This is a genomic window from Pseudorhodoplanes sp., from assembly GCF_046289595.1.
Taxonomy (GTDB): Bacteria; Pseudomonadota; Alphaproteobacteria; order Rhizobiales; family Xanthobacteraceae; genus Pseudorhodoplanes.
In genome coordinates, this window is sequence record NZ_JBKBVB010000063.1 from 1 (window position 1) to 25,343 (window position 25,343).

Annotated in this window: 28 protein-coding genes; 16 read left to right on the plus strand and 12 right to left on the minus strand. The window is 63.5% G+C overall.

The genetic code is table 11. The features are described 5' to 3' along the window. Positions 1-600: aconitase family protein (locus ACK41X_RS13990; RefSeq protein WP_409724251.1), on the plus strand; the 600-nt coding region annotated here is incomplete at its 5' end. Beyond that, a complete protein-coding gene (gene leuD / locus ACK41X_RS13995) occupies positions 597-1,241 on the plus strand; it encodes a 3-isopropylmalate dehydratase small subunit (RefSeq protein ID WP_409724253.1) in 645 nt (214 codons plus the stop codon). The genes ACK41X_RS13990 and leuD, both read left to right, overlap by 4 nt. On the opposite strand, the gene ACK41X_RS14000 is transcribed toward leuD, so the two are convergent. From ACK41X_RS14000 to ACK41X_RS14010, 3 genes are all read right to left on the minus strand, one after another. Continuing rightward, positions 1,238-2,530 carry a hypothetical protein gene (locus ACK41X_RS14000; RefSeq protein WP_409724256.1) on the minus strand — a complete coding sequence of 431 codons (1,293 nt, stop codon included), beginning with the start codon at positions 2,528-2,530 and terminating at the stop codon, positions 1,238-1,240. The two genes, leuD and ACK41X_RS14000, sit on opposite strands and share 4 nt — an antisense overlap. Before the next feature lie 115 nt (positions 2,531-2,645). Continuing rightward, entirely contained in the window at positions 2,646-3,305 is a 660-nt protein-coding gene (locus ACK41X_RS14005) for a GntR family transcriptional regulator (protein WP_409724258.1), read from the minus strand. Between the two features lie 2 nt (positions 3,306-3,307). Next, complete coding sequence (locus tag ACK41X_RS14010; RefSeq protein ID WP_409724261.1) at positions 3,308-4,027, minus strand: L-threonylcarbamoyladenylate synthase; 720 nt, start codon at positions 4,025-4,027, stop codon at positions 3,308-3,310. Between the two features lie 322 nt (positions 4,028-4,349). Between ACK41X_RS14010 and ACK41X_RS14015 the strand changes: the two genes are divergently transcribed. Then, entirely contained in the window at positions 4,350-5,318 is a 969-nt protein-coding gene (locus ACK41X_RS14015; RefSeq protein ID WP_409724264.1) for a Bug family tripartite tricarboxylate transporter substrate binding protein, read from the plus strand. A gap of 22 nt (positions 5,319-5,340) precedes the next feature. On the opposite strand, the gene ACK41X_RS14020 is transcribed toward ACK41X_RS14015, so the two are convergent. The 3 genes from ACK41X_RS14020 to ACK41X_RS14030 form a co-directional block, all read right to left on the minus strand. Further along, positions 5,341-5,769, minus strand: a complete 429-nt coding sequence (locus tag ACK41X_RS14020; protein WP_409724267.1) for a hypothetical protein — start codon at positions 5,767-5,769, stop codon at positions 5,341-5,343. Between the two features lie 36 nt (positions 5,770-5,805). Continuing rightward, a complete protein-coding gene (locus ACK41X_RS14025) occupies positions 5,806-5,985 on the minus strand; it encodes a hypothetical protein (RefSeq protein ID WP_409724270.1) in 180 nt (59 codons plus the stop codon). A gap of 140 nt (positions 5,986-6,125) precedes the next feature. Next, positions 6,126-6,494 carry a phasin family protein gene (locus ACK41X_RS14030; RefSeq protein ID WP_409724273.1) on the minus strand — a complete coding sequence of 123 codons (369 nt, stop codon included), beginning with the start codon at positions 6,492-6,494 and terminating at the stop codon, positions 6,126-6,128. Between the two features lie 361 nt (positions 6,495-6,855). Here ACK41X_RS14030 and ACK41X_RS14035 point away from each other — a divergent pair, with 361 nt between their 5' ends. After that, a complete protein-coding gene (locus tag ACK41X_RS14035; protein WP_409724276.1) occupies positions 6,856-7,176 on the plus strand; it encodes a hypothetical protein in 321 nt (106 codons plus the stop codon). Between the two features lie 126 nt (positions 7,177-7,302). On the opposite strand, the gene ACK41X_RS14040 is transcribed toward ACK41X_RS14035, so the two are convergent. Next, on the minus strand, positions 7,303-8,928 hold the full coding sequence (locus ACK41X_RS14040; protein WP_409724277.1) for an acyl-CoA synthetase: 1,626 nt from the start codon (positions 8,926-8,928) through the stop codon (positions 7,303-7,305). A 66-nt stretch (positions 8,929-8,994) separates the two neighbouring features. Here ACK41X_RS14040 and ACK41X_RS14045 point away from each other — a divergent pair, with 66 nt between their 5' ends. Next, on the plus strand, positions 8,995-9,525 hold the full coding sequence (locus ACK41X_RS14045) for a GNAT family N-acetyltransferase (RefSeq protein ID WP_409724280.1): 531 nt from the start codon (positions 8,995-8,997) through the stop codon (positions 9,523-9,525). Here the strand turns inward: ACK41X_RS14045 and ACK41X_RS14050 are convergent. The 4 genes from ACK41X_RS14050 to ACK41X_RS14065 form a co-directional block, all read right to left on the minus strand. Then, positions 9,522-10,058 (minus strand): CAP domain-containing protein, encoded by a 537-nt coding sequence (locus ACK41X_RS14050; protein ID WP_409724283.1) that lies wholly within the window; start codon positions 10,056-10,058, stop codon positions 9,522-9,524. The genes ACK41X_RS14045 and ACK41X_RS14050 overlap by 4 nt on opposite strands. Positions 10,059-10,136: 78 nt before the next feature. Further along, positions 10,137-12,497 carry a DUF3772 domain-containing protein gene (locus tag ACK41X_RS14055; RefSeq protein WP_409724285.1) on the minus strand — a complete coding sequence of 787 codons (2,361 nt, stop codon included), beginning with the start codon at positions 12,495-12,497 and terminating at the stop codon, positions 10,137-10,139. 167 nt (positions 12,498-12,664) lie between these two features. Continuing rightward, the gene (locus ACK41X_RS14060) at positions 12,665-13,672 is read right to left on the minus strand and encodes a small ribosomal subunit Rsm22 family protein (protein WP_409724288.1); all 1,008 of its coding nucleotides are present in this window, start codon (positions 13,670-13,672) and stop codon (positions 12,665-12,667) included. Positions 13,673-13,746: 74 nt separating this feature from the next. Further along, positions 13,747-14,430 (minus strand): TetR/AcrR family transcriptional regulator, encoded by a 684-nt coding sequence (locus tag ACK41X_RS14065; RefSeq protein WP_409724291.1) that lies wholly within the window; start codon positions 14,428-14,430, stop codon positions 13,747-13,749. A 127-nt stretch (positions 14,431-14,557) separates the two neighbouring features. Here ACK41X_RS14065 and ACK41X_RS14070 point away from each other — a divergent pair, with 127 nt between their 5' ends. From ACK41X_RS14070 to ACK41X_RS14095, 6 genes are all read left to right on the plus strand, one after another. After that, on the plus strand, positions 14,558-15,490 hold the full coding sequence (locus ACK41X_RS14070) for a fumarylacetoacetate hydrolase family protein (protein WP_409724293.1): 933 nt from the start codon (positions 14,558-14,560) through the stop codon (positions 15,488-15,490). A gap of 49 nt (positions 15,491-15,539) precedes the next feature. Next, positions 15,540-15,908, plus strand: a complete 369-nt coding sequence (locus ACK41X_RS14075; protein WP_409724296.1) for a YciI family protein — start codon at positions 15,540-15,542, stop codon at positions 15,906-15,908. Continuing rightward, on the plus strand, positions 15,892-16,821 hold the full coding sequence (locus tag ACK41X_RS14080) for an NAD(P)-dependent oxidoreductase (RefSeq protein ID WP_409724323.1): 930 nt from the start codon (positions 15,892-15,894) through the stop codon (positions 16,819-16,821). The genes ACK41X_RS14075 and ACK41X_RS14080 overlap by 17 nt, the downstream gene beginning before the upstream one ends. 14 nt (positions 16,822-16,835) lie before the next feature. Beyond that, positions 16,836-17,726: a VOC family protein gene (locus ACK41X_RS14085; RefSeq protein ID WP_409724299.1), complete on the plus strand. Its 891-nt coding sequence runs from the start codon at positions 16,836-16,838 to the stop codon at positions 17,724-17,726. Positions 17,727-17,829: 103 nt separating this feature from the next. Then, positions 17,830-19,089 carry an amino acid ABC transporter substrate-binding protein gene (locus ACK41X_RS14090; RefSeq protein WP_409724301.1) on the plus strand — a complete coding sequence of 420 codons (1,260 nt, stop codon included), beginning with the start codon at positions 17,830-17,832 and terminating at the stop codon, positions 19,087-19,089. A 141-nt stretch (positions 19,090-19,230) separates the two neighbouring features. Then, on the plus strand, positions 19,231-20,214 hold the full coding sequence (locus ACK41X_RS14095; protein ID WP_409724303.1) for an amidohydrolase family protein: 984 nt from the start codon (positions 19,231-19,233) through the stop codon (positions 20,212-20,214). On the opposite strand, the gene ACK41X_RS14100 is transcribed toward ACK41X_RS14095, so the two are convergent. Beyond that, the gene (locus ACK41X_RS14100; protein WP_409724306.1) at positions 20,198-20,716 is read right to left on the minus strand and encodes a MarR family winged helix-turn-helix transcriptional regulator; all 519 of its coding nucleotides are present in this window, start codon (positions 20,714-20,716) and stop codon (positions 20,198-20,200) included. The two genes, ACK41X_RS14095 and ACK41X_RS14100, sit on opposite strands and share 17 nt — an antisense overlap. Before the next feature lie 182 nt (positions 20,717-20,898). Between ACK41X_RS14100 and ACK41X_RS14105 the strand changes: the two genes are divergently transcribed. The 5 genes from ACK41X_RS14105 to ACK41X_RS14125 all read left to right on the plus strand — a co-directional run. Further along, entirely contained in the window at positions 20,899-22,107 is a 1,209-nt protein-coding gene (locus ACK41X_RS14105; RefSeq protein ID WP_409724309.1) for a flavin-dependent monooxygenase, read from the plus strand. 60 nt (positions 22,108-22,167) lie between these two features. Then, entirely contained in the window at positions 22,168-23,166 is a 999-nt protein-coding gene (locus ACK41X_RS14110; RefSeq protein WP_409724312.1) for a TRAP transporter substrate-binding protein, read from the plus strand. A gap of 34 nt (positions 23,167-23,200) precedes the next feature. Next, positions 23,201-23,698, plus strand: a complete 498-nt coding sequence (locus ACK41X_RS14115; RefSeq protein ID WP_409724315.1) for a TRAP transporter small permease — start codon at positions 23,201-23,203, stop codon at positions 23,696-23,698. After that, positions 23,695-24,972 (plus strand): TRAP transporter large permease, encoded by a 1,278-nt coding sequence (locus ACK41X_RS14120; protein WP_409724318.1) that lies wholly within the window; start codon positions 23,695-23,697, stop codon positions 24,970-24,972. Before ACK41X_RS14115 ends, ACK41X_RS14120 begins: the two co-directional genes overlap by 4 nt. Positions 24,973-25,056: 84 nt before the next feature. Further along, positions 25,057-25,343, plus strand: a 287-nt coding sequence (locus ACK41X_RS14125) for a type II 3-dehydroquinate dehydratase (RefSeq protein ID WP_409724320.1), incomplete at its 3' end; no start/stop codon positions are given.

Here is a 25,343-nt window from a genome sequence, read left to right on the forward strand (position 1 = left end):
GACGATGCAAGCTTCGACCGAGAATTGTCGCTGAATGCCGCCGGCTTGCAGCCCCAGGTCACGTGGGGAACGAGCGTCGATCAGGTCGGACCGATCGGCGCGCGCGTCCCCGATCCCGGCGCCGCACCGGACGCGACGTCGCGTCATGCCCTGGCGCAGACGCTGCACTATATGGGCCTGGCCCCGCATCAGCCCCTCGAAGGCCTTCCGGTGCAGCATGTGTTCATCGGCTCCTGCACCAATGGACGCCTCAGCGACCTGACGATCGCCGCCGAGCTCGTGCGCGGGCGAAAGGTCGCGCCCGGCATCCGCGCCTGGGTGGTACCGGGATCGACCACGGTCAAGCGCGCGGCCGAGCGCGAAGGGCTGGACCGCATCTTCAAGGACGCCGGCTTCGCCTGGCGCGAGTCGGGCTGCTCGATGTGCTCGGCGGTCAACGGCGACATCGTTGCGCCGGGCGAGCGTTCGATTTCCACCACCAACCGCAATTTCGTCGGCCGCCAGGGGCCCGGCAGCCGCACACATCTCGCAAGTCCGGCGGTTGCCGCAGCGAGCGCCCTCACCGGCGTCATCACCGATCCGCGCAAGCTCGCATCATGACACGAACGTTCACCACCGTCACAGGCATCGCCGCGCCGCTCCTGCTCGACGACGTCAACACCGACCTCATCATCCCGATCGAGCATTGCGTCTCGACGCCGCCTGCACAATTCGGGCGCGTCGCCTTCGAGGCGCTGCGCTACCTGAGCGATGGCTCGGAGAATCCCGAATTCATTCTGAACCGGACGCCGTATCGCGGAACGCCGATCCTGATCGCGGGCGCAAATTTCGGTTGCGGCTCCTCACGCGAGCCCGCCGTCATCGCACTCGCGCAGATGGGCATCCGCACCATCGTCGCGCGCAGCTTCGGCGAAATCTTCCATGCCAATTGTCTGCGCAACGGATTGTTGCCGGTCGCCCTGCCCGAGCCAGCATACAACGCGCTCATTGCGCTTGGCGTCGCCGAACGGCCGGTGTCTTTGACGGTCGATCTTGAGCGCTGCATCATTGTTGCCGGCGACGGCACAATCATCCCCTTCGAGATCGAGCCCTCGCGCCGACGCGCACTGCTCGAAGGGCTCGACCAGCTTGGCGAGACACTGCTCTTGCTGCCCGCGATTCGCGCCTTTCAGGAGCGTGACCGTGTCGCACGGCCGTGGGTCTGGCAAACGGTGCCGGGCACGGCGACCGAGTCGAGCTAGCGCGACGCCACCTTGGTGCGGCTCTTCGACGTATTCGCCTTTGCCGTTTTGGTCCTGGCTGCCGGCGATTTGGCCTTGCCCGCGACCCTGGTCTTTTCCGCGGTCCTGGTCTTGCCCGCAGTCTTGGTTTTGCCCGCGGTCTTGGTATTGCCTACAACCCGGGTCTTGTCGCCTCCCTTTGCGGTGGCTTTGGACTTCGCCTTTGCCGCCAGCTTGGCCTTCTTCATCTTGGCCGAATATTCGTCATAGTCCGCCGGCGGCTCGACCTTGCGCGCCATGAACCGCTCGACGCGCTCGGTCCAGATGGCGATGAACTGACCGCTGGTCAACGCTTCGACGCCGCCTTCGATCTGATCCTTGATGTCCGAAGGCACGTTGCCCCAGATCGCCTTGCGTGCCCAGGCCTCGCCGCGCTCCTGGCCTTCAGCGGTCAGATACATGTTCTTCCAGGCGAGCTGATGCGGCGCCGCGTGGTGGAACGAGCAGCCCTGATAGCCCTGCTGATGAATGCAGTAGATCTCCGCAGCGGTGGCGCGCCGGCCGACATCCTTCTCGAATTGCGCAGCCTCTGTCGCAAGCTTGCGTGCCGCCGCCATCGCGCAGTCGCGAATGTCGTAAATGTCACCCTGCCAGTATTTGCGGAACTCCCAGTCCGACAGCTGGAACAGGCATTTGTATTTGCCCGTGGTCGCCTTCGGATTGAAGCCGGACTCGATCCTCGCAAACGCTTTCATCATGCGGATGTCGATGTCGAACAGCATGGCCGCCTGTTCGATCTCGGCCCGGATCTTGCCGTCATGCGGGGCCCGCGCTTCATGGACGGCGGCCGGCAACGGGACGGGCGTCCAGTGCGTGGGCGAGTTGAAATAGAAAATATAGCCCTTCTGCCTGACCTGCTCGTCATCGCTGACGCGCGGCATCCGGCCGGCATCGTCGCGCCGCACGATCATATCGGTCGCGTTGCGCGGGCCAGCATCGGGCGCGAGCGCCGCGAGATCGATGGTCGCAGGCGGCGGCTTTGAATCGGCCTCGGATGCAAGCGCCGGCGTTTCCTTCTGCGGCTTTGCGAGATTTGTAACTGCGGGCCCGGACACGCTTTCGAATGCGCGCCAGCGATCCTGGAAGGTGAGTGCGTCAGAAGTCTTCAGACCGGCGGGATTCAGAACTGCGGGCTTCACATCGGTGGGCGAATTGTAGAAGCCAACATGCACGCCAAGCGCAAGACCGGCGGCAGCCACCGGCGCAATGACGAGACAGCCGTGTTTGGCAATCCACTGCGTCGCCGGCAAACCGCTCCCCCCGCGTGCGCGACCAGGGCGGGATTGTCCCGGAGAAAAGTGGACGAACCGTGACCGAGCGCGACCAGGTGCCAGACATGCGGCGGCCCGACGGTCGCCGCAGGTCTTATTCTACCAGCCGCATCATCACCGCGCCGGAGAAGCGAACATGGTCCTGCATCTCGGTGCGCGCGCGCTCGGCATCGCCGGCAAGAATAGCGTCCATGATGCGCTGGTGTCCCGCCGCCGCTGCTTTCAGTTCGGCATCGTCCAACAGCATGGTGAGCTGCAGCCGGTAGATCGGCACCGTGAGTTCGGATGCGATTTCGACCAGACGCGGGTTATCGGCAAGCGCAAGTATGGCGTGGTGAAACGCCGCATTGGCTGACCGGTAGGCCGGAGCGTCAGCCGCCGCGGCCGCGCGGTCGGCTTCCTTGAAGGCGTCTGTCAATGCCTGACGCGGCTTCAGGCCGCTCAGATTGCGGGCGGCGAGCGCGGCCGCCTGGCCTTCGAGCGCCTCGCGCAGTTCGAAGATCTGGCGGACATCGTCGCGCGACAAGGATCGGATCTGCGCACCGCGATTGGGCAAGAGTTCGATCAGACCAGCGCCATCGAGCAGGCTCAGCGCTTCGCGCACGACGCCGAGGCTGACGCCCAGTTCCGACGCAAGGTCCGATGCAATGAGCCTTTGACCGGCCGCGAATTTACCGGTCCGGATCCCATTCTTGATGTAGTCGGCGACCGTGTTGACGGCGAGGCCCGGGGCGGCGCGTACCAGAGGAGCCATGTTCAGGCCGCAAGCGGTTGTTTCAGCTCAATCGCGAAATGCTTTCGCAGGATATGCTCGATCTGCTCGTAGGCGATCCCGACACGCACCACCGTGTAATCGCGAAAGTCGATGATGGTGGAGGATTTGCCGTAGGCATTCCACAATACCGGGCCGTAATCGATCTCGATATCGGCCATCGCGCGGATTTCCGGCTCGACATCCTCCAGACGGAATTTGGTGCCCTTGGTCGAGAGATTGGCTGAGGAACCGAACATCGCGATGTTGTGCTTGAGACTGAGATGCGCGATGCGGTCTGCGAGCGCACCGCCATTCAGCAGCGTCAGCATCGTTCCGTCGCGGCGGCTCTGCGCCAGAATGTCCTCATGCACATTGTCGAACAATGGATGATCGAGCTGCACCGGCGCGATAACGCCAAGCGGCAGCCGGTGGAACTGTGTGATCGCATCGATGACCCGGCGCTGCTGGGGACCGACAACCTGCACCGCCCGATACATTTCATAGCTGCCGCAGAGCGCGGTTACCTTTGACGGCGCGCGGCGCTTGTTATTGAAAATGCCCATCACCGCGTCCCGGCTCGCTGCCAGCAGGGCATAGCCGGTCGTCACCGGCATGATCGCCGTGCCGCCATCGGCGACGACATCGAACACGCGACGCGCGTCGGCATCATAGTCGATCAGTGCGGGCGCCCCTGGCTGCGGCTCCAGCATGGTTTCACGCATCCGGCGAGAGATCCGGCAATATCGCCATAAGACTTCTTATGAAGATTTACCCGTCCGTCCGCGGCTGTCAATGACTGCATCGGCCGGTGCAAATGCCCAGCGCATGATGGGGCCGCCGCACCCGGCTCGCGCTCGCCCCTTTCTCGATGCTGCAGAGCACGCGCAACCCTCGGTCGACAGGCGCGGGTCTGCATTCGCCTGCTCGCATCGCAAGTCGGCAGTGTCGCAGGGCAACGCCATTGTCATTGCTTGCAGACTGCGCCATCGTTTCATGGCGCCGCTGGAATGCACCAAGCTTACACGCGAGAGGATCGAGGTTCCGATGAAATCTGTCATTCGCTGGCTCTGTATCGGCCTCCTGGCCGTGTTCGCGGCGACTGCGCATGCCCAGACGGACGCCTATCCCAGCAAACCGATCCGCATTCTGGTGGGTTATTCGCCGGGCGGCGGCATGGACACCATCGCGCGTGCGCTGGCCCAGCGGCTCGAGGACATTCTCGGCGTGTCGGTCGTCGTCGACAATCGCCCCGGCGCGACCGGTACAATTGCGGCGAACGCCGTGGCGCAGGCAACGCCCGACGGCTATACGCTGCTGCTCGGCGAGACCGGGCTCCTGGTCGCGCCCGTCCTGTTCGCTTCGCTTCCATTCGATCTGACCAAGAGTTTCACGCCGGTCGGATATGTCGCACAGCTGCCAATGGCCTTTGCGCTCACCAACGATTTCCCGGCCAAGACCGTGCCTGAGCTGATCGCGACGCTGAAGGCCGCGCCCGGAAAATACGACTATGCTTCTCCCGGCGTCGGCTCGGTTCAGCATCTCGCCTTCGAGCAATTCAAGCGCGTGACCGGTGTCGACGTGCAACACGTCCCCTACAAGGGCGCTACTGCAATGACGCCGGACCTGATCGCCGGGCGGGTTCACATCGCGATCCTGAGCTCGTCCGCGGCGGTCGGACTGGCGCGCGCCAATACGGCACGCATCGTTGGTGTGACCTCGCTTGAGCGCTCCAGCAACCTCCCCGAGGTGCCGCCGATCGCCGATGTCATCCCGAATTTCGACATGAGCGCGCGCGTGTTCCTGCTTGCACCCGCCGGCACCCCGGCTTCGGCCATCGCCAAGCTCGAACAGGCTGTTGCCGCCGCGCTCAAGAATCCCGAGCTGCAAAAGCGGTTTTCCGATCAGGGCGCGAGCGTGATTGCAGCCGGCAGCCAGGAAACGCAGCGGCAGATGACCGAGGAAATGGAGCGCTGGGGCTCGGTCGCGCGGTCGCTCAACGTCAAGCCGCAATAGCGGCGGCGGCCGCGGCGATGCGCTAAACCGGTTTGCCTGCCCCGGGCGGGAGCTGCCGCAGCGATTCGGCTTCGACCGGGAGCTGCTGGATGCGGCGGACCGCGTCGCGAATGCGCCGGATCCGGCTGGAAAATATCGCAGCGTCCGACTGCGCCGCGCAGGCGATCTGGATTTCGCTGGCGAGAAGGTGCAGATCGTCCGCGACCCGCGGGTGCGAGCGGATCAGCCCGCGCTGCAGCGACATGCAATTTTTCACGACAGCCTGCGCGCGCTTTGGCCATTCAGCGTCGGACGACACGTCGGCATCGCACAGATCAGTCGACGCGGCACAAACATCCCGGAGCATTTGCAGGATTTGCTGCCGCCCAATCGCATTGCCGTCGATGATGTGACCGGTCATAGCGACGCCTCTCGCCCCTGCCCGCCCTGACGAGGACGAGCCGTCCGGCATGTTTAGGGGCGAGGCCGTTGCGGATCAACGCCAGCGTCAGTCACACTCCGCAGGCGTCCCAGGCAAGATTGCCCGCTGTTCCTGTGGAAACCGGTCGAGGACGACCTGGAGCTGTCGCGCCTCTTCTTCCAGCCCGATCCAGCGCAGCTTGCGGATAAGCTTCACCAGCTCCGCCGATGTGAGCTGCTGCACCGCAGTTTCAGGTTCGTACGCCATGACTGCCTCCCGGGGAGGGGTTTCTCGAACGCCTTTTGCTCCGTAAAGGATGGGCGTCAGTTTGATTGTCTTGACCTGGTCGCTGCCCGCGGCCGTGACGCTCGACCGGGCAGATACGACGTCTCACGTCCTTGGGCTCGTCACGTGCCTGGGCTCCTGCCGCCGGCAGACAGAAACCGCGTCATCGACGACACAAATTTCTGACTGTCGGCAAGGAATTTCTGGCTATCCTTCGTCATCGCCTCCATGCGGCGCGCCATCCATTCCTGGTACGCCTTGGCGGCATCGGGAAGAGTCTTTGCGGAAGACAATTTCTCGCCAAGCTCAGCGGCGAGATTGCGCTCCATCTCGAGCCGCGCCAGCCAATCCGTGTTGGCCTGCTCAACCAGCTTGGACAGCTCCTTTTGCATGTCCATCAGCTTTTCCGCATTCTCTTTGCCAAGCATCGCGAAGTCGGTTGGATTGAAGGACGGCAGCGGCCATTTCGGCGGCGAATCGTTGGGTGACATCTACACTTCCTCCCGGACGATAAAGTTGGCAGTTCTGTTGTCGGCAGTCCAACTGACGAGCCCGGCCAGATGGTGCATTGACTTCGATCAATCCAAACTTCGAGCCGGCGCATGAGTGCCGCCAAGCGGGTAAACTGCCGCTGCCGAGAGCTCGTGGATGCGATACGCTCTCGCGTGATTGCGGCAATCAAAGGCCCAAGCCGGCGAAAGTCGAAGACGAGGGGACACAAAAATGTGTCCTTGCTATAGCGCCGCGTCAGTCCAAATGTGTATCCAACTTCTGGATCCGATTCATTCTGAAACGAAACCGTTCGGCCGTCCATCCCGTATCTGGGATATCGCAGTCATGTTGAGGTTTACTATGCAAGCCGCAGCCGTTTGTATCGCGATCGCGTTTGGGAGTTTGAGCATCATGCCGGCGGCGGCTGGCCCGCGGCATGACGCGAGTTCCGTTTTGCAACGCGACATCGAGATTTCCGCAGCGCAACACAAGAAACAGAAGAAGCAGCCCCGCGCGGCCCGTCAGGCGCCGATCCCCGCATACGCCCCCCAGCATTTTCGGGCCGCTGACCCGTCGTTCGGTCCCGATGGCAAGCCCTATCCCGTACCCGAATATCTCAGAAACCAGTGCTATATCGACGACGGTTACGGGCGCTTCACGGCGTGCAGCTATCGCAACTGACTGGGGCTTAACCGGCCGATGCCGGCGCTGCCGCGTGGCGGCCTTGGTAATTTCACTTAAGGACAATATTGAGCGGTCCGCGCGCCGGTGTCCCTATATCAATTCCCTCGCGGCGCGACGGTAGGCTCAGATTCCATCACGCTCGCGCAACAGCCTGCGGATGATCTTGCCGGTCGTGGTCATCGGCATGGCATCGATGAATGCAATCTCCCGCGGATATTCGTGGGCCGATAGCCGCGTTCGAACGAAGTCCTGCAATTCGGCCGCCAGTTGCGCGTGCGGCGTGGTCACGTCGGGCTTGAGCACGACAAAGGCCTTGACGATCTCGGTGCGCAGCGGATCGGGCTTGCCGACCGCAGCGGCAAGTGCCACGGCTGGATGCCGGATCAGACAATCCTCGATCTCTCCCGGGCCGATGCGATAGCCGGACGATGTAATGACGTCGTCGTCGCGGCCGACAAAATGGACATAGCCGTCCGCATCGACAACGCCCTGATCGCCGGTTGTCATCCAGTCGCCGATAAACTTGTCGCGCGTCGCTTTTGGCCCTCGCCAATATTCGAGGAACATCACCGGATTAGGCCGTTGCACGGCAATCTGACCGATTTCTCCCGGCTTCACCGGCGCGCCGTCCCGATGAATGACGGCGACCCTATGCCCCGGAACCGGTTTGCCGATGGCGCCGGGCCGCGACACGCCAAGCATGGCGCAGGATGCCAGCACCAGATTGCATTCGGTCTGGCCGTAAAATTCGTTGATGGTCAGCCCGAAGCACTCTTTGCCCCATTGCAGCGTTTCCGAGCCCAGCGCTTCGCCGCCCGATCCGATCGACCGCAACCGCAGATCATATCGCCCGCGCGGATTCGGCACGGAACGCAGCATCCGAAGCGCCGTCGGCGGGATAAACGCGTTACGCACCCCGGTCCGCGCCATCAGCGCGTAGGCTTCTTCCGGATCGAACTTGTCGAACCGGCGCGCCACAACGGCGATACCGTGATGCAGCGACGGCAGCAGCGCATCGAGCAGACCGCCGGCCCAGGCCCAGTCCGCCGGCGTCCAGAACAGATCGCCCGGCTGCGGGAAAAAATCGTGCGGCAATTCGATGCCGGGCATGTGCCCGAGCAGCACGCGATGCGCATGCAGCGCGCCCTTGGGCGGGCCGGTTGTCCCGGAGGTGTAGATCATCATCGCCGGGTCGTCGGCCGATGTATCTTCAGCGGCGAAGGAATCCGAGGCGCGTTCCAGAAGTCCCGAAAAGCTCACGGCACCGTCGGCGCCGCCGTCGGTCGAGATGACGAGGCGAAGATTCTCCGGCAGCTCCGGCAGGCCCGCGAACTTTTCCAGCCCGAATGCATTGGTGATGAGCGCCTTCGCGCCGGAATTCTGCAGCCGGAAGGACAGCGCCTCCGGACCAAACAGAAGCGCGAGCGGCAGCGCGATGCCTGCAAGCTTGTAGATCGCAATATGCGCCATGACCGCTTCGGGAACTTGCGGCAACAGGATCGCGACCCGGTCTCCGCGCGAGATGCCCTGGGCGCGCAGGGCATTGGCGAGCCGGTTCGACAGCCGCATCAGCTCGCCGAAGCTGACGGTCTCGATACGAGAATCGGAACGGACATGAACGATGGCTGCACGGTCGGGCTCGCGCATCGCCCATCGATCGCAGACATCGACGCCGATATTGTATCGCGCGGGGATCTCCCAGCGGAATTCGCGATAGAGCCTGTCGTAGTCGTGTATCTTTGGAAGCATTCCGGCAGCCTTGCGCGGCGCACGCTAGTCGGGCAAGCCGCAGCCGTCCAGCGATTGGTACGAGCGATGAACGACACCCAAGCGGCCCGGCTGGCGTGGCGGCCAATGACCGCGAAGGACTTGCCCGCGGTTGACGCGCTGTCGACCCGGATCCATCCGGATTTTCCGGAGCGACCGGAGGTTCTGGCCGAAAAATGCGCGCTGTTTCCGCAGGGCTGCCATGTGCTCGCCGGATCCGGTCCGCGGATTTTCGGCTATTGCTTTTCGCATCCCTGGACATTCGGGCCACCGCCTGCGCTCGATAGGCTCCTTGGCGCTTTGCCCGGAAAGCCGGACACGTATTTCATTCATGACCTGACCGTAGAGGCGGAGCTCCGGGGCAGGAAACACGCCGCCACGCTGGTCGCGGAGCTTCTTCGGCTCGCTGCGCATCTTGCGGTCGAACGGATGATGCTGGTCGCGGTCAGCGGTAGCGCGCCGTTTTGGATACGCATGGGTTTTGAAAGAACCGCGGACGACGCCTTACAGGCGGCTGCGCGCGGCAAATACGGACACGGCGCCATCCAGATGGAGCGCAATGTAGCGCCGCCGGCCTAATCGGTCAGCTGCGCCATCCGCGGATCCGGGCCGGCCAGGATCAGCGCCCAGAACACCTTGTATTTTGTGTTCGGAACATAAACCGCGGCAATGCCCATATGGGTCGCACCCTTCAGCAGCATATTCGCACGGTGCGAGGGCGAATCGCGCCAGCCGGAGAAGGCTTCCGCCAGCGTGTGATAGCCCGCGCCGATATTCTCCGCGCCGGTTTGCGCCCGGTAGCCGGAGCGCCGCAGCCGCTGCTGGAAATTGCCGGCGACGTTGTGGTCGAGCTTGTCCTTGGTCGCCATGGCGCGGGCCTGTTCTTCGGCCATGCGCATGAGCTGCGGATCGAGCGTTACTTCGCCCAGCATGTTGTTGCGCCGGTAGCCCGAAATCATCGACGCCGCCGCCTGCGGATCGAGCTGCGCCCCCTCGCGGGCCATGCTTTGATAGAAGGTGGGCTGCGACGGCAGCGGTTCGCTGGCGCAGCCGGCCAGCGCAAGGCCAAGCGCACAAAGGAAAGCAACACCCATCGGACGGCCGCCCGTCATGACCGGAAATCCCCAACCGCCCGACTTGGCCGGAAAATGGTGACGGAACGGTAAATCCCCGTTCCGCGCCCAGCAAAATCACTTGGCTTTGGGCTTTTTTTTGACCGCTCGCGCCGGAGCCCCGTCCTCGCCTGAGGCTTCACCCAGATTGTCGATGTGAATGCCCCGCTGCGGATAGGGCATGACGATGCCCTCCGCCCGGAACCGCTCCAGAATCGCAAAACAGACATCGTTCTTGATGCTGGCGCCGTCGCCAAGATTGCGGACCACCCAGCCGACCTCGAAGTTGATGGCGCTTTCGCCAAAACCGGTCAGAAAAACGCTGGGTCCGGGATTCTGCATAATGTGCGGATGCTCGCGCACGATGCCGAGCAGGATTTCGCGAACCTTCACCACGTCGCTGTCATAGGCGACGCCGAGCTGCACCGAGACGCGCGCAAACGTGTCGGTGTGGGTACGGTTTTTCACGACCTGCGTGATCAGCTCCGAGTTCGGGATGATGACGCTGGCGCGGTCGCCGGTCTCGATCTCGGTGGCGCGCACATGGATGCGGCGGACCCGGCCTTCTTCGCCCCGCACCGCGATGATATCGCCGACCCTGATCGGCCGCTCGGCGAGCAGGATCAGGCCGGAGACGAAATTCGATACCACCGATTGCAGACCGAAGCCGATGCCGATGGACAGCGCGCCGGCGACCAGCGTGATCCGCTGGAAGTCGACGCCGAGATAAGCGAGCGCGAGCGATACTGCGGCGATCACGCCGACATAGCCGAGAATTGTTGACACCGAATTCTGCAGGCTCGGATCGATCGCGGTGCGCGGCAGGAATGTTGTGTTGAGCCAGGCCTGCACGGCGCGCGTCGCCAGAATGCCGACCACCACGATCGCGACCGCACCAAAAATCGTCGCAAAGGAAATCGTGATGTCGCCGATGCGAAACCCGAAGCTCGCCTCACGGATCACGCCGAAGAAATCCGCCGCAAATATTCCCCAGGGGCCGAGCAGCGGCATCACGATCACCAGCACCAGGAGAACGCGGATTACCGCAGACAGCAGCGTGCCGAAAAGTTCGATCGAGCGCGGCTTCACACCGAAGAATTTTGCAACCGCCTGACCGCGCGGCGTGGAAGCCGTCAGCGTCTCGGTGAATAGCGCATCGATGAAGGTCAACAGAATATAGAGGGCGCCGATCAGCCCGAGCGCAACGAGGAAGCGTCCGGCAAGGAACGCGGCGAGGCCGATATAGCCGGTCACAAGGGCCACGAAGATACCGGTCGAAAGCAGCCAGCCGGCGGCACGCAGCCAGCCGGCGCCGCTCGCCTCGTCGTCCGCGGTGTCGCGTTTGACCAGCACGAACAGGAACCGGCACAGCAAGGCCGCGATCGCCGCGGCAAACAGCGCATTGGTGGCGACGGTCAGCACCACCGGCGCAACGATGGTCTGCAGCACCACATTGACAAGAATGACAAGGCCGAGAATGCGCCCCGCCCAGGTCAGCGTGGACGCAGCCAGACCGGCGGTGCCGTCGGTCAGCGCAAGCAGACGGCGGTCGGGATCATCCGGCGCAAACAGCCCGATTGCGACACCGCGGCCGAATGCGGCGACCGCGAGCGCGACCGTGAGCCCCCAGCCGATGGCGATGACGCGCTCTGTCAGCAGATCGAATGCGGCGAGGATCAGCAGCACGCCGCCAGCCAGGAGAGGTGCAACCAATGCGACGCGCAACAGCGCCAAGAGCGCAAGTGAGGACTTGGCGAACCGGGAATCGCGAGCCGCGGAACGCACATCGCGACGCCGGAACCAGCGCAGCACCAGCACCGCGATCGCAAAAAATGCCAGACTGGCCGCTGCGGCCGCGCCGATCGTCGCAGCGGTTGCGTTACTGCCGAGATGAGCCCGCCAGCCCTGTCCGACCAGACGCGCACCGAAGACAGCATCGGGCATTGACCGCCCGACCTGCACCCAGAATGCCGGATCGAGGGCGCTCGCGCTGCGGCCCAGCAGACGGTTGGTGAACAGGGCGCGCCGACGCTCGGTGATGCGCGTCGACACGTCGTCCGCGCCGAGCATGATGAGGCGCGCCTGTTTCGCCGCCGCATCCAGCGGGCCGCGCCGCTCCTGCAACTGCGCCCGCTCGGCCGCCAGCGCCGGCTCTTCCTTGGTCTCGCCCTCCGGCGGCGCGTCGCCGAGCTGCTTGAGCCGGTTGTCCAGATCGGCGAGACGCTGGTCGAGCGATGCGATGATCTCGCGCAATCCGTCGCGGACCGGATTGATCGCGCCGCGATGCTGCACCAGCGTCGCATCGCCGATATCGGGACTGCGCAGCGAATTCTCGATCTGCTCTACCGTGACGCGGAACCTCTCCAGCGTCTGAACAATGCCGGAAAGCTCGGGATCGGCCGGCGCCTCCGCACTGGCAGCTTGTCCTGCCGGCGCCATCCCTTGCGGCGCGGGAGTTGCCGCTCTCGGCGAAGGCGGCGCCGGTGCTGGGGACGCCGCTGCGGGGGTATCCGGCTTCGGTGCAGCATTTTGCGCGAGCGCTGCGGGAACCGCGGCGAGCACGAGTAATGTGGCGAGGACGGCCCGGACCGAATGTTGAATCGTCATTACAGGTCTGAAACAGCGGAATCGGAAGGGATTATGACATGCTCCTTCGCGCAATCCCCCCATGCAAGCCGCCGCGCCTCCCGGAAGCGTTCACCGTCCCGGCGGGACAGGATCAGCCGGCGCGCCAGGCCGGTTTGCTCGCATAGCTTCAGCGAGACGGTCCCACCCTTCACCTGAACCGGTGCGATCACGCGCGCCGCGGGCGCCGGAGCCGGATCGCGGGAGGCCGCGATATAGATATACTTCTCGTCCTCCCAGGGCACATCCGCAGTCTTGATGAGGCGATGCATCCGCGAGCGCGCCACGCGGCGCGAAAAATGACACCAGTCCGGCGCCTGCAGCGGGCAGGCCAGGGCATGCGGGCATGGCGCGATCAGATGCGCACCGGTCTCGATCAGCCGCTCGCGGACCGCGAGGATGCGCGTCCATCCCGCCGGGGTGCCCGGTTCGACCACGACGAGCAAACCGCCAGTCGCCTGCCACAGCCGGTCGATCGCTCGCCCGCGGGCATCCGGCATTAATTCGTCAAGCACATACGCCATGATGACGAGATCGAATGAGGCCTGCGCTGGTGCGGCCGCGGCCAGATCCGCCGTGCGCCATTCGACCGAGACCGGCGCGAGCGTTGCAGACAGTCTTTCTCCCCAGTCCCGGATCGCCGGGCTGCTCTCGATCAACGTCGCTGCCGACAGGCCCGGCCAGCAATCTCGCGCGGCAAATAAAGCGGTGCCCGGTCCGGCGCCGGCATCGAGCAGATTACGCGGGGCAAAATCCGGCAGCCGTTCGGCGACAGCACCGAGGCTGGCGCGAATCGCGGCATAGGTCGCAGGCATCCGCACCGCCAGATAGGCACGCGCGGCGACATCGTCGGACAGATGCGCGCGCCCGTCGCGCGTTTCGCTGCGGTAGCGCGCCGACAGGCATTCGGACGCTGCCCGCAAATCGGCGAGCGGCACGCCCTCCAGCGCCTGGTCAACGGCCGCGCGGATGTTGTGAGGCAATTCCATCAGGGCGGACGCTAGACGGGGCAGGCGTCCAAGGCCAGCGGGCTTTCGCCGCTCCGCGGCAGGCCACAGCCAGATCAACCTTTTGACGAGGTCTGACACCCGCCCAGAAAAACCTTCACCGCGATCCGCACCGTCTCGTCGATCTTCGCCTTTTGAGCTGCGCGCGGCATGCTGGTCAGCCAGCCGAGCTGATGCTCGCCGATCAGCATGTCGAGAAACAGCACGGCGAGCCGGTACGGATCTTCTTCAATCAGAAGACGGCCCTCCTTCTGCTGCCGTGCGATCCATTGCGCGACAATCGCGTAAGCGGAGACGGGCCCGCTCTGGAAAAACAGCCGGCCAGCCTCCGGAAAGGTGCGGCCGATCGACACCATGAGGCGATGAAATTCCAAAATTGGCGGCGCCAGCACCAGAACCAGAAATGACTGTCCGATCTTGGTGAGCTGCTCCTCCAAGGAGCCGGGCGCATCGATATCGATGCCAAGCGTCACGTCATCGCATTTCTGGCGGACCACAGCTTCGAACAGACCCTGCTTGCCGCCGAACCAGGCATAGATCGTGGCCTTGGAGCCGCCCGCGACCGCAATGATGTCGTCGATCGAAACGTTGTCATAACCTTTCTTGAGAAATAGCGGCGCGGCGAGCCGCACCAGCCGCTCGCGGCGCGGGTCGGGCTTGTTCGCATTTGCGGCAGCCGATTGGGGCGGCTTATGGTTGGAGCGCCGCCGGGAGGGCGCTTTGGCTTCCGGTACTGACATGCGGTTTACCAAGACGGTCGGGACACTCATCTAGCGCCAAAACTTTCCTGTTGCACCATCCGCGGCTTTGACTGTAACGTACAGTACAGTACGATAAAACCAACAAGATCGCTACGGGAGGACGCGCATGCAGGCCGGTTACCGGCTCATCAGCTATGCTGACGATCAGGGAAAGCCCGTTGCAGGCGTCCTTATTGCCGGCCGCGTGATCCGCGCAAGCAGCGCACTCGGCGGAGCCTTCGCGACCGTTCTCGACATTATCAAGTCCTGGGACGAGACTCATCCGCGCCTTGCAGCCCTGTGCGACGACACGTCGATCGAGCGCCAAGGCGCCCCGCTCTCCTCTGTGCGCCTGTTCGCGCCCATTCTCTATCCCGGCGCGTTCTATTGTGCCGGCGCCAATTACTGGGACCATCTCAACGAGATGGCGGCGATCGCCAAACAGACCACCGGACGCGATGTGCATGTCGCAAAGCCGGCAGAGCCCTGGTTCTTTCTCAAGACCGCAGCGGGCTCCATCATTGGCGACGGCGCACCCGCGCGGCTTCCGAGCTTTTCGAAGCAGGTCGATTGGGAGGCCGAAATTGCCGCCGTGATCGCGCGGCCGACGCGCAATATTTCCGAGCAGGACGCGCTCAGCGCCGTCGCAGGCTATGTGATCGTCAACGACCTCTCCGCGCGCGACCTGATGAAGCGCGAGGGTTCGATCTTCGTCTATGACTGGATCGGGCAGAAATGCTTCGAAGACGCCGCCCCGATGGGTCCGTGGCTGACGCCGTCGGCATACATCTCTGATCCGAACAATCTCTCGATCAAGCTCTGGGTGAACGGCGTTCTGAAACAGGACTCCAACACCTCCAAGATGGTGCACAACATCGCCGAGCAGATCGCCTATCTCAGCCGGCACATCACGCTGCAGCCGGGCGATGTAATCGCGACCGGTACGCCGGCCGGTGTCGGCCTGCCGAAGGGCGAATTTCTGAAGGCCGGCGATATCGTCAATATCGAAATCGCCGAACTTGGAACCCTGACCAACACCATGATCGCCGACGCGGCGTAAATCCGCCGCGCGTTTACCTCTGTGCGTATTGCGTTTGCAGGAGTGCGTGATGCCGTCCGCCGCTCAAATGAAGATCGCGGAACTGACGAAGGGCATGCTCAAGCTCAAGCTTTTCGTCATCTTCTCGCAAGGCAAGGGTCTCGACGTGACGCCTTATCTCGCCGAGCATCTGGAATACATGATCGCGCTCGAGCGTCAGGGCAAGCTGTTCGCATCCGGTCCGCTCGGCGACCCCGCAAAGGCCGACGGCATGACCATCGTGCGTGCCGCTGACGAGGAAGACGCGCGCGGCATGGCGTTGCGCGATCCGTTTGTCATCCACGGCATCCGCACCTTCAAGATCGTGCCGTGGACGGTGATGGAGGGCTCGCTCAGCGTCACCGTGAATTTTTCCGACCAGACTGCGAAAATTTCCTGAAGTCACACCGCCGTCAAGAGCGGAGCAAGACCGGAGCTTGCGCATGCAGACCATCGGATTCATCGGGGTGGGCAAGATCGGCCTGCCGATCTGCGAACACCTGATCAAGAAGGGTCACACAGTGATCGGCTATCGCCGGTCCTCGCTCGCCGATTTCGAGAAGCTCGGCGGCATCAAGGCGACGTCGCCGGCCGATGTCGGCGCGCAGGCCGACATCGTGTTCACCTGCCTGCCCAACGATGCCGCGCTGGAGGAGGTGATCAACGGCCCTGAGGGCCTGAGAAAGACCGCGCGGCCCGGCCAGATCGTCGTTGAATTCGGATCGCACCCGGTTCCGGTCAAGGAGCAATATGTGAAGCCCTTGGCCGACAAGGGCGCGGTCTTTCTCGACGGCGAGGTCAGCGGCACGCCCGGCATGGTTCAGGCGCGCAAGGCCGTGATCTATCTCGGCGGTCCAGCGGCTGCGGTGAAGACGATCGAGCCGGTCATCGCCGACTTCGCCGACCTCTGTATGCATCTCGGCGATTTCGGCGCCGCCACCAAGGTCAAGCTCGTCAACAATTTTCTCGTTGCACTGCATATCGCCGGCACCGCCCAGGCGATGGCGCTCGGACTGAAAACCGGCGTCGATAAGGATCTCCTCATCAAGGCCGTGGCCAACGGCAGCGGCGGATCGAGCGCCTTTTCGATCCGCGCGCCCTGGATGGCGGAACGCAGGTTCACGCCGCAGATGGGCAATGCAGCCGGCCTTGCGCATTATCTCGACACCGCGAAGGACATGGCGATCGAGGCCGGGGTGGCGACCGACCTCATCGATTGCCTGATCGATCTTTATGCGCGCGCGGTCCCGAATATCGGCGACCGCGATGTCGCGGCCATCCTCGAACATTTCGAAACCACCCGGAAAAACTAGAAGGAGCAGCCTCCATGATCGGAGTGAAGAAAATTTCCCATGCCGTCTACGAGGTGCCCGACCTCGAGCATCAGCTCGAATATTATACGGACATCCTTGGGCTGACCGTGACCGGCCGCGACAGCGATGCGGTCTATCTCGCCAGCACCGTGGATCACCACTCGGTCGTCCTGCGCAAGGGCTCGCATCCGCGCTGCACGCATATCGGCTTCCAGCTCGGCCCGAACGACGATCTCGACGGCTTCGAGAAGCAGACCGCAGCCCACGGCATCAGAACCGAGCGCAAGAAGGATTCGCAGCCCACCATCGCCGACATGGTGTCGTTCGAGGACATCAAGGGCACGGTGATGGAGGTGTTCCGGCAGCCGGAGCCGCAGAAGCAGTCCTTCACCAGCAAGGGCGGCGTGGTGCCGCACAAGCTCGGCCACATCGCCTTCCACGTCACCGATGCACAGCGTGCAACGCGCTTTTATTGCGACGTGCTCGGCTTCCGCGTGTCCGACTGGATGGGCGACTTCTTCTCGTTCCTGCGCTGCGGGCCGGATCATCACACCATCAACCTCGTGGAGACCGGCAAGAACAAGCATTTCCACACTGCGTTCGAGTTGCGCGACTGGGCGCATATGCAGACCGCGCTCGATTACATCAGCCGGCATGGCTACAAGACGCTGTGGGGCCCGGGCCGGCACGGCATCGGGCACAACCTGTTTTCCTATCACCGCAGCCCGAACGGCCTGATCACCGAGCTGTTCGCCGAACTCGATCTGATGAAGGACGAGTCGCTCGGCTATTTCGAGCCGCGCCCCTGGCATCGCGACAATCCGCAGCGTCCGAAGACCTGGCCGAAGACGCCGGAGGCCGCGAATCTCTGGGGCCCGATGCCGCCGGACGAGATGATGGAGTAACCCCCACCCTTGCCCTGCCCCGCAAGCAGGGGAGGGTGTGGACGGGTAACCGGACGCAGAAGCCGGACTGAACTTTATCGATACGCAAACAAGGGAGGTTTCCATGAACGTGACATTGCGGACGCTATGGGGGCGTTTCGCCGCGTTTCTTGCGATCGTCGTCTTTTCCGTCTGCGCCGCGTCGGCGCAAACACCGAAGGGCGATCCGATCAAGGTCGGCTTCAGCATGTCGCTGACCGGCGCGGTGGCGCCCAACGGCCAGCAGCTTCTGAAGGCGCTGGAAATCTGGCGCGACGACGTGAATGCGGCAGGCGGCCTGCTCGGGCGTCCGGTCGAACTGATCCATTACGATGACCAGAGCAGCCCGGCGAATGTGCCGGCGATCTATCAGAAGCTGCTCTCCGTCGACAAGGTCGACCTGCTGCTCGGCCCCTACGCCACCAACATGGCTGCACCCGCCATGCCGGTGATCATGCAGGCCGGCAAGACCACGATCACGATGCTGGCGATCGGCGTGAACCGCCATTTCAACTACGATCGCTATTTCTCGATGGTGCCGGTCTCGACCGAGGGCGTCGCCGCCTTCTCGCGCGGCTTCTTCGAGCTTGCCGCCGCGCAGAACCCGAAGCCCGTGACGGTCGCGATGGTCGCGGCCGATGCGGAATTCGCCCGCACCGCCGCCGACGGCGCCAAGGAGAACGCCAAGAAGCACGGCTTCAAAATCGTCTATGATCGCAGCTATCCGCCGCACAATACCGACTTCGCGCCGGTCATGCGTGCGGTCCAGGCGGCCAATCCCGACATCGTGTTCGTGGCCGCCTATCCGCCGGACACCGTCGGCATCGTCCGGGCGGCGCACGAGATCGGACTGAAGCCGAAAATGTTCGGCGGCACCATGATCGGATTGCTGGCGACGCCGCTGAAGGCCCAGCTCGGCCCGCTCACCAACAATCTGGTCATCATGGAGAGCTTCACGCCTGCGTTCAAATTCTCCGGACTCGAGGAGGTGCTGGCGAAGTATCGCCAGCGCGCCGCCGGCCAGAAGATCGATCCGTTCGGTTACGGCTTCGTGCCGTTCGGCTATGCGGCCGGACAGATCCTGGCCAAGGCCGTGACGGAAACCAACAGTCTCGACCACGACAGGATCGCAAAATACATCCACGCCAACTCGTTCGACACCGTCGCCGGCCCCATCAAGTTCGGCAAGGACGGCGAATGGGCGGAGCCGCGGACGGTGTTTTCGCAATTCCAGAATGTCGAGGCCAACAACGTCGAGCAGTTCCGTGACGGATCCAGGCAGCCGGTGCTGTGGCCGGAGAAATACCGGACCGGAACGATGATCTATCCCTACGCCAAGGATTGATCGGGCGCTCTTCTGCGAGGCGCCGCCGCTCCGCCGGCGGCGCCGTTCGCTTTTTCCGATTTGCTTGCATTTGCAAATAACTCCGATTTCGTTTATCAGCGCCCTGGATCGACCGTCCTAGAACACAACGGGAGGAACGGCATGAAAGGCAAGATCGCGCTCGAAGAACACTTCGCCATCGACGACACCCTGCAGGATTCCAACGGCTTTCTGCCGGATGAGATTTGGACCGAGCTGAGCGCACGGCTGCTCGACATCCATGGCAAGCGCCTGAAGCAGATGGACGAGCACGGCATCGAAATGATGCTGCTGTCGCTCAACGCTCCGGCGATTCAGGCGATCCCGGACGTGAAGAAAGCCGATGAACTGGCGCGCAAGGCCAACGATTTCCTCGCCGAACAGGTGGCCAAGCGCCCCGACCGCTTCCAGGGCCTCGCGGCGCTGCCGATGCAGGATCCGGATCTGGCGGCGCGCGAATTGCAGCGCTGCATCAAGGAACTGGGCTTTGTCGGCTCACTGGTCAACGGCTTCTCGCAGGCCGGCGATCCCAATGTGCCGATCTATTACGATCTCAAGCGATATTGGCCATTCTGGGCCGAAAACGAAAAGCTCGACGTGCCGTTCTATCTGCATCCGCGCAATCCGCTGGCGCAGGATGCGCGCATTTATGACGGCCATCCATGGCTGCTCGGCCCGACCTGGGCATTCGGCCAGGAAACCGCGGTGCACGCGCTGCGGCTGATGGCGTCAGGGCTGTTCGACGCGCATCCGAACCTGAAAATCGTGCTCGGCCATATGGGCGAGGGCTTGCCCTACTCGATGTGGCGGGTCGACAACCGCAATGGCTGGACCTTGCATCTGCCGCCCAAATATCCGGCCAAAAAGAAGCTGGGGGAGTATTTCCGCGCGAATTTCTGGCTGACCACATCGGGCAATTTCCGCACCCAGACGCTGATCGACGCCATTCTTGAAGTCGGCGCCGACCACATCCTGTTCTCGACCGACTGGCCGTTCGAGAATATCGATCACGCTGCGATCTGGTTCGACGCGGCCTCCATCAGCGAGAACGACCGCATCAAGATCGGGCGCACCAACTGCGTCGACCTGTTCAAGCTGAAGCTTTGACCTTGCGCTTTGCGCGCCCATTGGCCGGCCGCTTCTTTGCGGCCGGCTGCTGCGCTGCCGAACGGTCGGCCTTCTCCAGATTGAGATAGATCCGCTTCAGCAAGCCTTTCAGCGTCGCGACCTCGCGCGCGCTCAATCCCTCGATGGCGACGTCTTCGTAGCGCACCGCGTTTGGCAGGATCTTCTCTGCCAAAGCGATTCCGCGCGGCGTGAGCGTCAGGCTCAAGGCGCGGCCGTCGAGACCGGACCGTCTCCGCACGATCAGACTCCGGCGCTGCATCGTGACCAAAAGACGCGACAGTGTCGACATGTCGATGCTTGTGCGCTCGGACAATTCGCCCAGACGGCAATCGCCGCTGTTCCACAGCTCGATCAAGACACGCCACATCGGCAACGTCACGCCGAGCGGCTCGATATCGCGTGAGAACATCAGGCCGACGCGCAACCCGGCCCGGTTCATCAAATAGGGCAGGAAATCCTGGAGATCGGGCTTGCGGGACATTTTGGCGCGCCGGGGTATTTTTCCGCTCTTCGATACGGGCGAAAGCCCCGCGATTCAAGGACTTTTGTCGGCCTTGCGACGAGCGGCGGATGCTTTCAATTACTTGCAAATGCAAGTTTTTGCTTGCCGCTGATGAGCGATCGGGATATTGTGTGGGCAAATTAAGATCAGGGAGGTGAAACGTGGCGCTCGCAGCAACGAAAGTTCCGGCCGCAACCGTCCCCAGCGTTCCCGAATTGCTGAGCCGCGCAGAGAAGATCGGCGCCATCGCCCGCGAGCGCGCGAGCGAATTCGAAAAGGCCCGTCAGGTTTCTTCCGATCTCGTCGACATGATGCGGGAGCTGGAACTGTTCCGCATCATGCAGCCGAAACGCTTCGGCGGCTTTGAGTATGGTTACGACGTTTTCGTCGAGGCGGTGTCGAAGGTTGCGAGCGGCGACGGCTCCACCGGCTGGGTCTTCAGCCTCGGCGCCGTGCATCCCTGGATGATCGGCTGCTATCCTGACGAGGCGCAGCATGATTTCTGGCGGGACAGCCTCGATACTGTCGCCGCCGTCTCATACGCGCCGGCCGGCAAGGGCATCGCCGAGGACGGCGGCTACCGCCTGAGCGGGCGCTGGAGCTTCGCGAGCGGCGTCGACAACGCCACCTGGGGTATCGTCGGCGGCATCGTGCCGCTGGCGGACGGACCAAGGCCCGGCTTCTTCCTGGTGCCGAAATCCGATTACACCATTCACGACGACTGGCACACGATGGGCCTTGCCGGCACCGGCAGCAAGACCATCGTGATCGACAATGCGTTCATTCCCGCGCACCGCGTCGTCACCTTTGCCGACATGCTGACCGGCACGGGGCCGGGCATTACGGTCAATACCAATCCGATCTATAGACAGCCCATGCTCGCTGTGGTGCCGCATTGCCTGGTATCGCCGGTCCTCGGCATGGCGCGGGGCGCCCTTGCCGCGTTCATCGAGCAGGTCGGCAACCGGACGACGCGCGGAGCGGTGGCAGGCGGCAACAACAGGATGTCGGAATTCGCCACCGTACAACTGCGGGTCGCAGAGGCCACCGCCTCGATCGACGCCGCGCAACTGATGATCCACCGCGACCTGCGCGAGACCAGCGAGACCGTGCATGCAGGCAAGATCGTGGATATCGACATGCGCCTGCGCAACCGACTGACGCACACCTTCGCGACCAAGCTATGCGTACAGGCGGTCGATGCGGTGTTCCTCGCCATGGGCGGGTCCGCGCTCGGGCTGCAGCATCCCGTGCAGCGCTTCTGGCGCGACATCCATGCGGCGAGTTCGCACATCAGCCTGAACTGGGATGCGGTCGGCACCATGTATGGCCAGCATGCCTTCGGCCTCGAGCCGAAGGGGCAATATTAGCCGCCGCTTGCGGCGTCTGACACACCAAGAACCAGCACCATCACCACAAAGGGAGGAACAATGAAGATGTTTCGTAGCCTTGCCCTCGGGGCCGCCGCGGCCCTGATGGCCACGGCAGCACATGCCCAGACTCATACCATGAAGATTTCGTCGCCGACCGTGAACGATCTGAGCCAGGAATGGGCGAAGGAATTCAAGGCGGGGATCGAGGCGCGCTCCGGCGGCAAGATCAAGGTCGAATTCTATCCGGCCAACCAGCTCGGCCCGATCCCGGCAACCGTCGAGGGCACCGCGATGGGCACCATCGAGGCGGTCGTGCCAGCGTCCGGCTTCTTCATCGGTCTGGAGCCGCGTTTCCAGGTGTTCGATGCGCCGGGCCTGTTCAACGACCAAGCGCATGCGCAGCGCGTATTCGCCGATCCGCAGGTGCGCAAGCAGCTCGCGACGCTCGGCAACAGCAAGGGCATAGAACCGATCGCCATTCTTGCACACGGCCCGATGTTCCTGCTCTCGCACAAGCCGATCCGCGCAGTGGCCGACTTCAAGGGCCAGAAGATCCGCGTGCCGGGTGCGGCACCCCTGCAAATCGAGCCGTTCAAGAAGCTCGGCGCCAACCCGGTCTCGATGCCGCTTGGCGAAGTGCTCTCGGCCATGCAAAACCGGACGATCGACGGCTTGATCGCGTCGGCAACGGTGTTCACCGCGTTCAAATATCACGATGTCGCCAAGGGCCTGACCGGTCTGCCCGGCACGTATCTGATTGCGCCCGTGATGGCGAACCGCAACTTCCTCAAGTCGCTCGGGCCGGAGCTTGAAGCCATGGTCCGCGAGGAAGCCTTCAAGGCCCAGCAGAAGGTCGAGAAGTTCGCCATCGAGGATGTCGGCCGCACCGGCGATGTCTGGAAGAAGAATGGCGGCGAACTGATCGTGCTGCCTGACGCGGAAGCCAAGGCCTATCTGGAGCAGGTGAAGTCGGTGCTGCCGGCGGTTCTCAGCGCCAATGCCACGATCAAGGCCGACTTCGACGCCCTGTCGGCGGCTGCCGAACGAACCAGGTGAGGAGCGGGCGTTGCTCGCTGCGATCGACAGACGTATGGACGCGCTCGTCACTTTCCTCGAGCGCGTCCTTGCCGTTCTGCTGCTGTTTGGACTTTCCCTCAATTTTCTGAATGTCATCGGCCGCTATATCGGCGGCTATGCGATCAACGGCGCCGCCGAGATCGAAATCTATATCCTGATCTGGATCACCTTCCTCGGCGCGGCCTTCGTCACCTGGCGCAGCGCGCATTTGCGCATGGATGTTCTCATCGCTGCCTGCCCGCCCGCGCTGCGATGGCTGGTCGGCGTTCTTGAAATGCTGGTCATGCTCGTCGTCGCCGGCTTCGTGGCCTGGCATTCGTTCAACTATGTCGAGCGCATCTATGCGCTGGGCGCCGTCAGCGACATCGCGGGTATTCCCACCTGGATCCCGCACAGCGCGGTCGCGATCGGGCTTGGCGCCATGGCGCTGATGGTGCTGCTGCGCAGCCTGCAGCGCATCCTATCGCCCGGCCAGCCGCCCGACGCCGCGGCGGAGCGCGCAGAGCCATGAGTTTCGCGCTCGGCGTCGTGCCCGTCATTCTGCTGCTGCTGGGCTTCCCGATCTTCCTCGTGCTGCTCACGGCGGTGACGGTCGCGCTCGTGTTCTTCATGAACGTCCCGCTGGCCGCCCTGCACCAGAATCTGTTCGGCTCGGTCAGCGCCTACGCGCTCCTGTCCGTGCCCTATTTCATCTACGCCGGCGAATTGATGGGCCGCGGCAGCGTCGCGCGCCGGCTGGTCGACTTCGTGCAAAGCAGCGTCGGACCGCTGCGCGGCAGCATCGGCATCACCACGGTCGGCACCGCGACCATCTTCGGCGCGATTTCCGGCGTCAGCGCCGCCGCCGTCGCGACCATCGGCCGGGTGATGTATCCCTCGATGGTCAAGGACGGCTATCCGAAGCCGTTCGCGGCCGGCCTCGTCACCGCGGTCGGGGCCATCGACATCATCATCCCGCCCAGCATTCCGATGATCGTCTATGGCGCAGCGGCCCAGGAATCCGTCCCGCGACTGTATGCGGCCGGCATCATCCCGGGCATCCTGATCGCCGTCATCCTGTCGGCTTATGTGATGTGGCGGGCGAAATCCGGCGGATTCGGCGCCGGCGAGCCGTTCGACATGACGCGGTTCCTGCACGCAACCGGGCGCGGGCTGTGGGCGCTGGGGGCGCCGTTCATCATTCTCGGCGGCATCTATGGCGGGATCTTCTCCCCGACCGAGGCTGCCGCCGTCGCCTGCATCTACGCGATCTTCGTTACCCGCTTCGTATTCCGCGAACTGAGCTGGTTCGACATTCTCGACGCCGCGGCCGCGACCACGCGCTTCACCGCGCAGATCCTGATCGTGGTCGCCTGCGCCGGCGTGTTCTCCTGGCTATTGACAGTCAACCAGGTGCCGGCGGCGCTGGTCGCCTGGCTACAGGCGCTGGGCGTCGGCCAGATGACGTTCCTGCTGCTGATCAATCTGCTGCTGCTGCTGGTCGGTTGCGTGCTCGATCCGCTCTCCGCGATCCTGCTGCTGACGCCGCTGCTCATTCCCGTGGTCAAGGCGCTCGGCATCGACACCGTGCATTTCGGCATCGTCATGACGGTCAATCTGGCGATCGGACTGTTCACGCCGCCCTTCGGCATCAACATTTTCGTCGCCCAGTCGGTCCTCGGGGTCGAGCTGAAGGCGATCTACCGCGGCATCCTGCCCTTCGTGCTGCTCTATCTGATCGCACTGGTGCTGATCACCTATTTCCCGGCTATCTCGCTCGCCGGTGTCTGGCTCTTGATGAATTAGCGCCTCTTTCTTTGAGCGTTGCCGCCGCCTTGAGTTTTGGTGTACCGACCGCATGTCGATCATCACCGGTGGGTACCGTAACGCATGACACAGCCGCGCCTTCTCTTTCTGAACGGCCCCAATGCCAACCTGTACGGGCTCGACGCGAAGGGCACCTACGGTACGGAAAGCTTTCCGCAGATCGAGGCGCGCTGCCGTGCCCATGCGCAGAGCCTCGGCACCGTGCTCGATTTTCGCCAATCCAACCACGAAGGCGAACTGATCGACTGGATCCAGGCCGCTCGGCAGGACACCGACGGCCTTCTCATCAACGGCGCCGGGCTGACCTATACTTCGATCGCCATTCTCGACGCGCTGCTTGCTTATGAAAA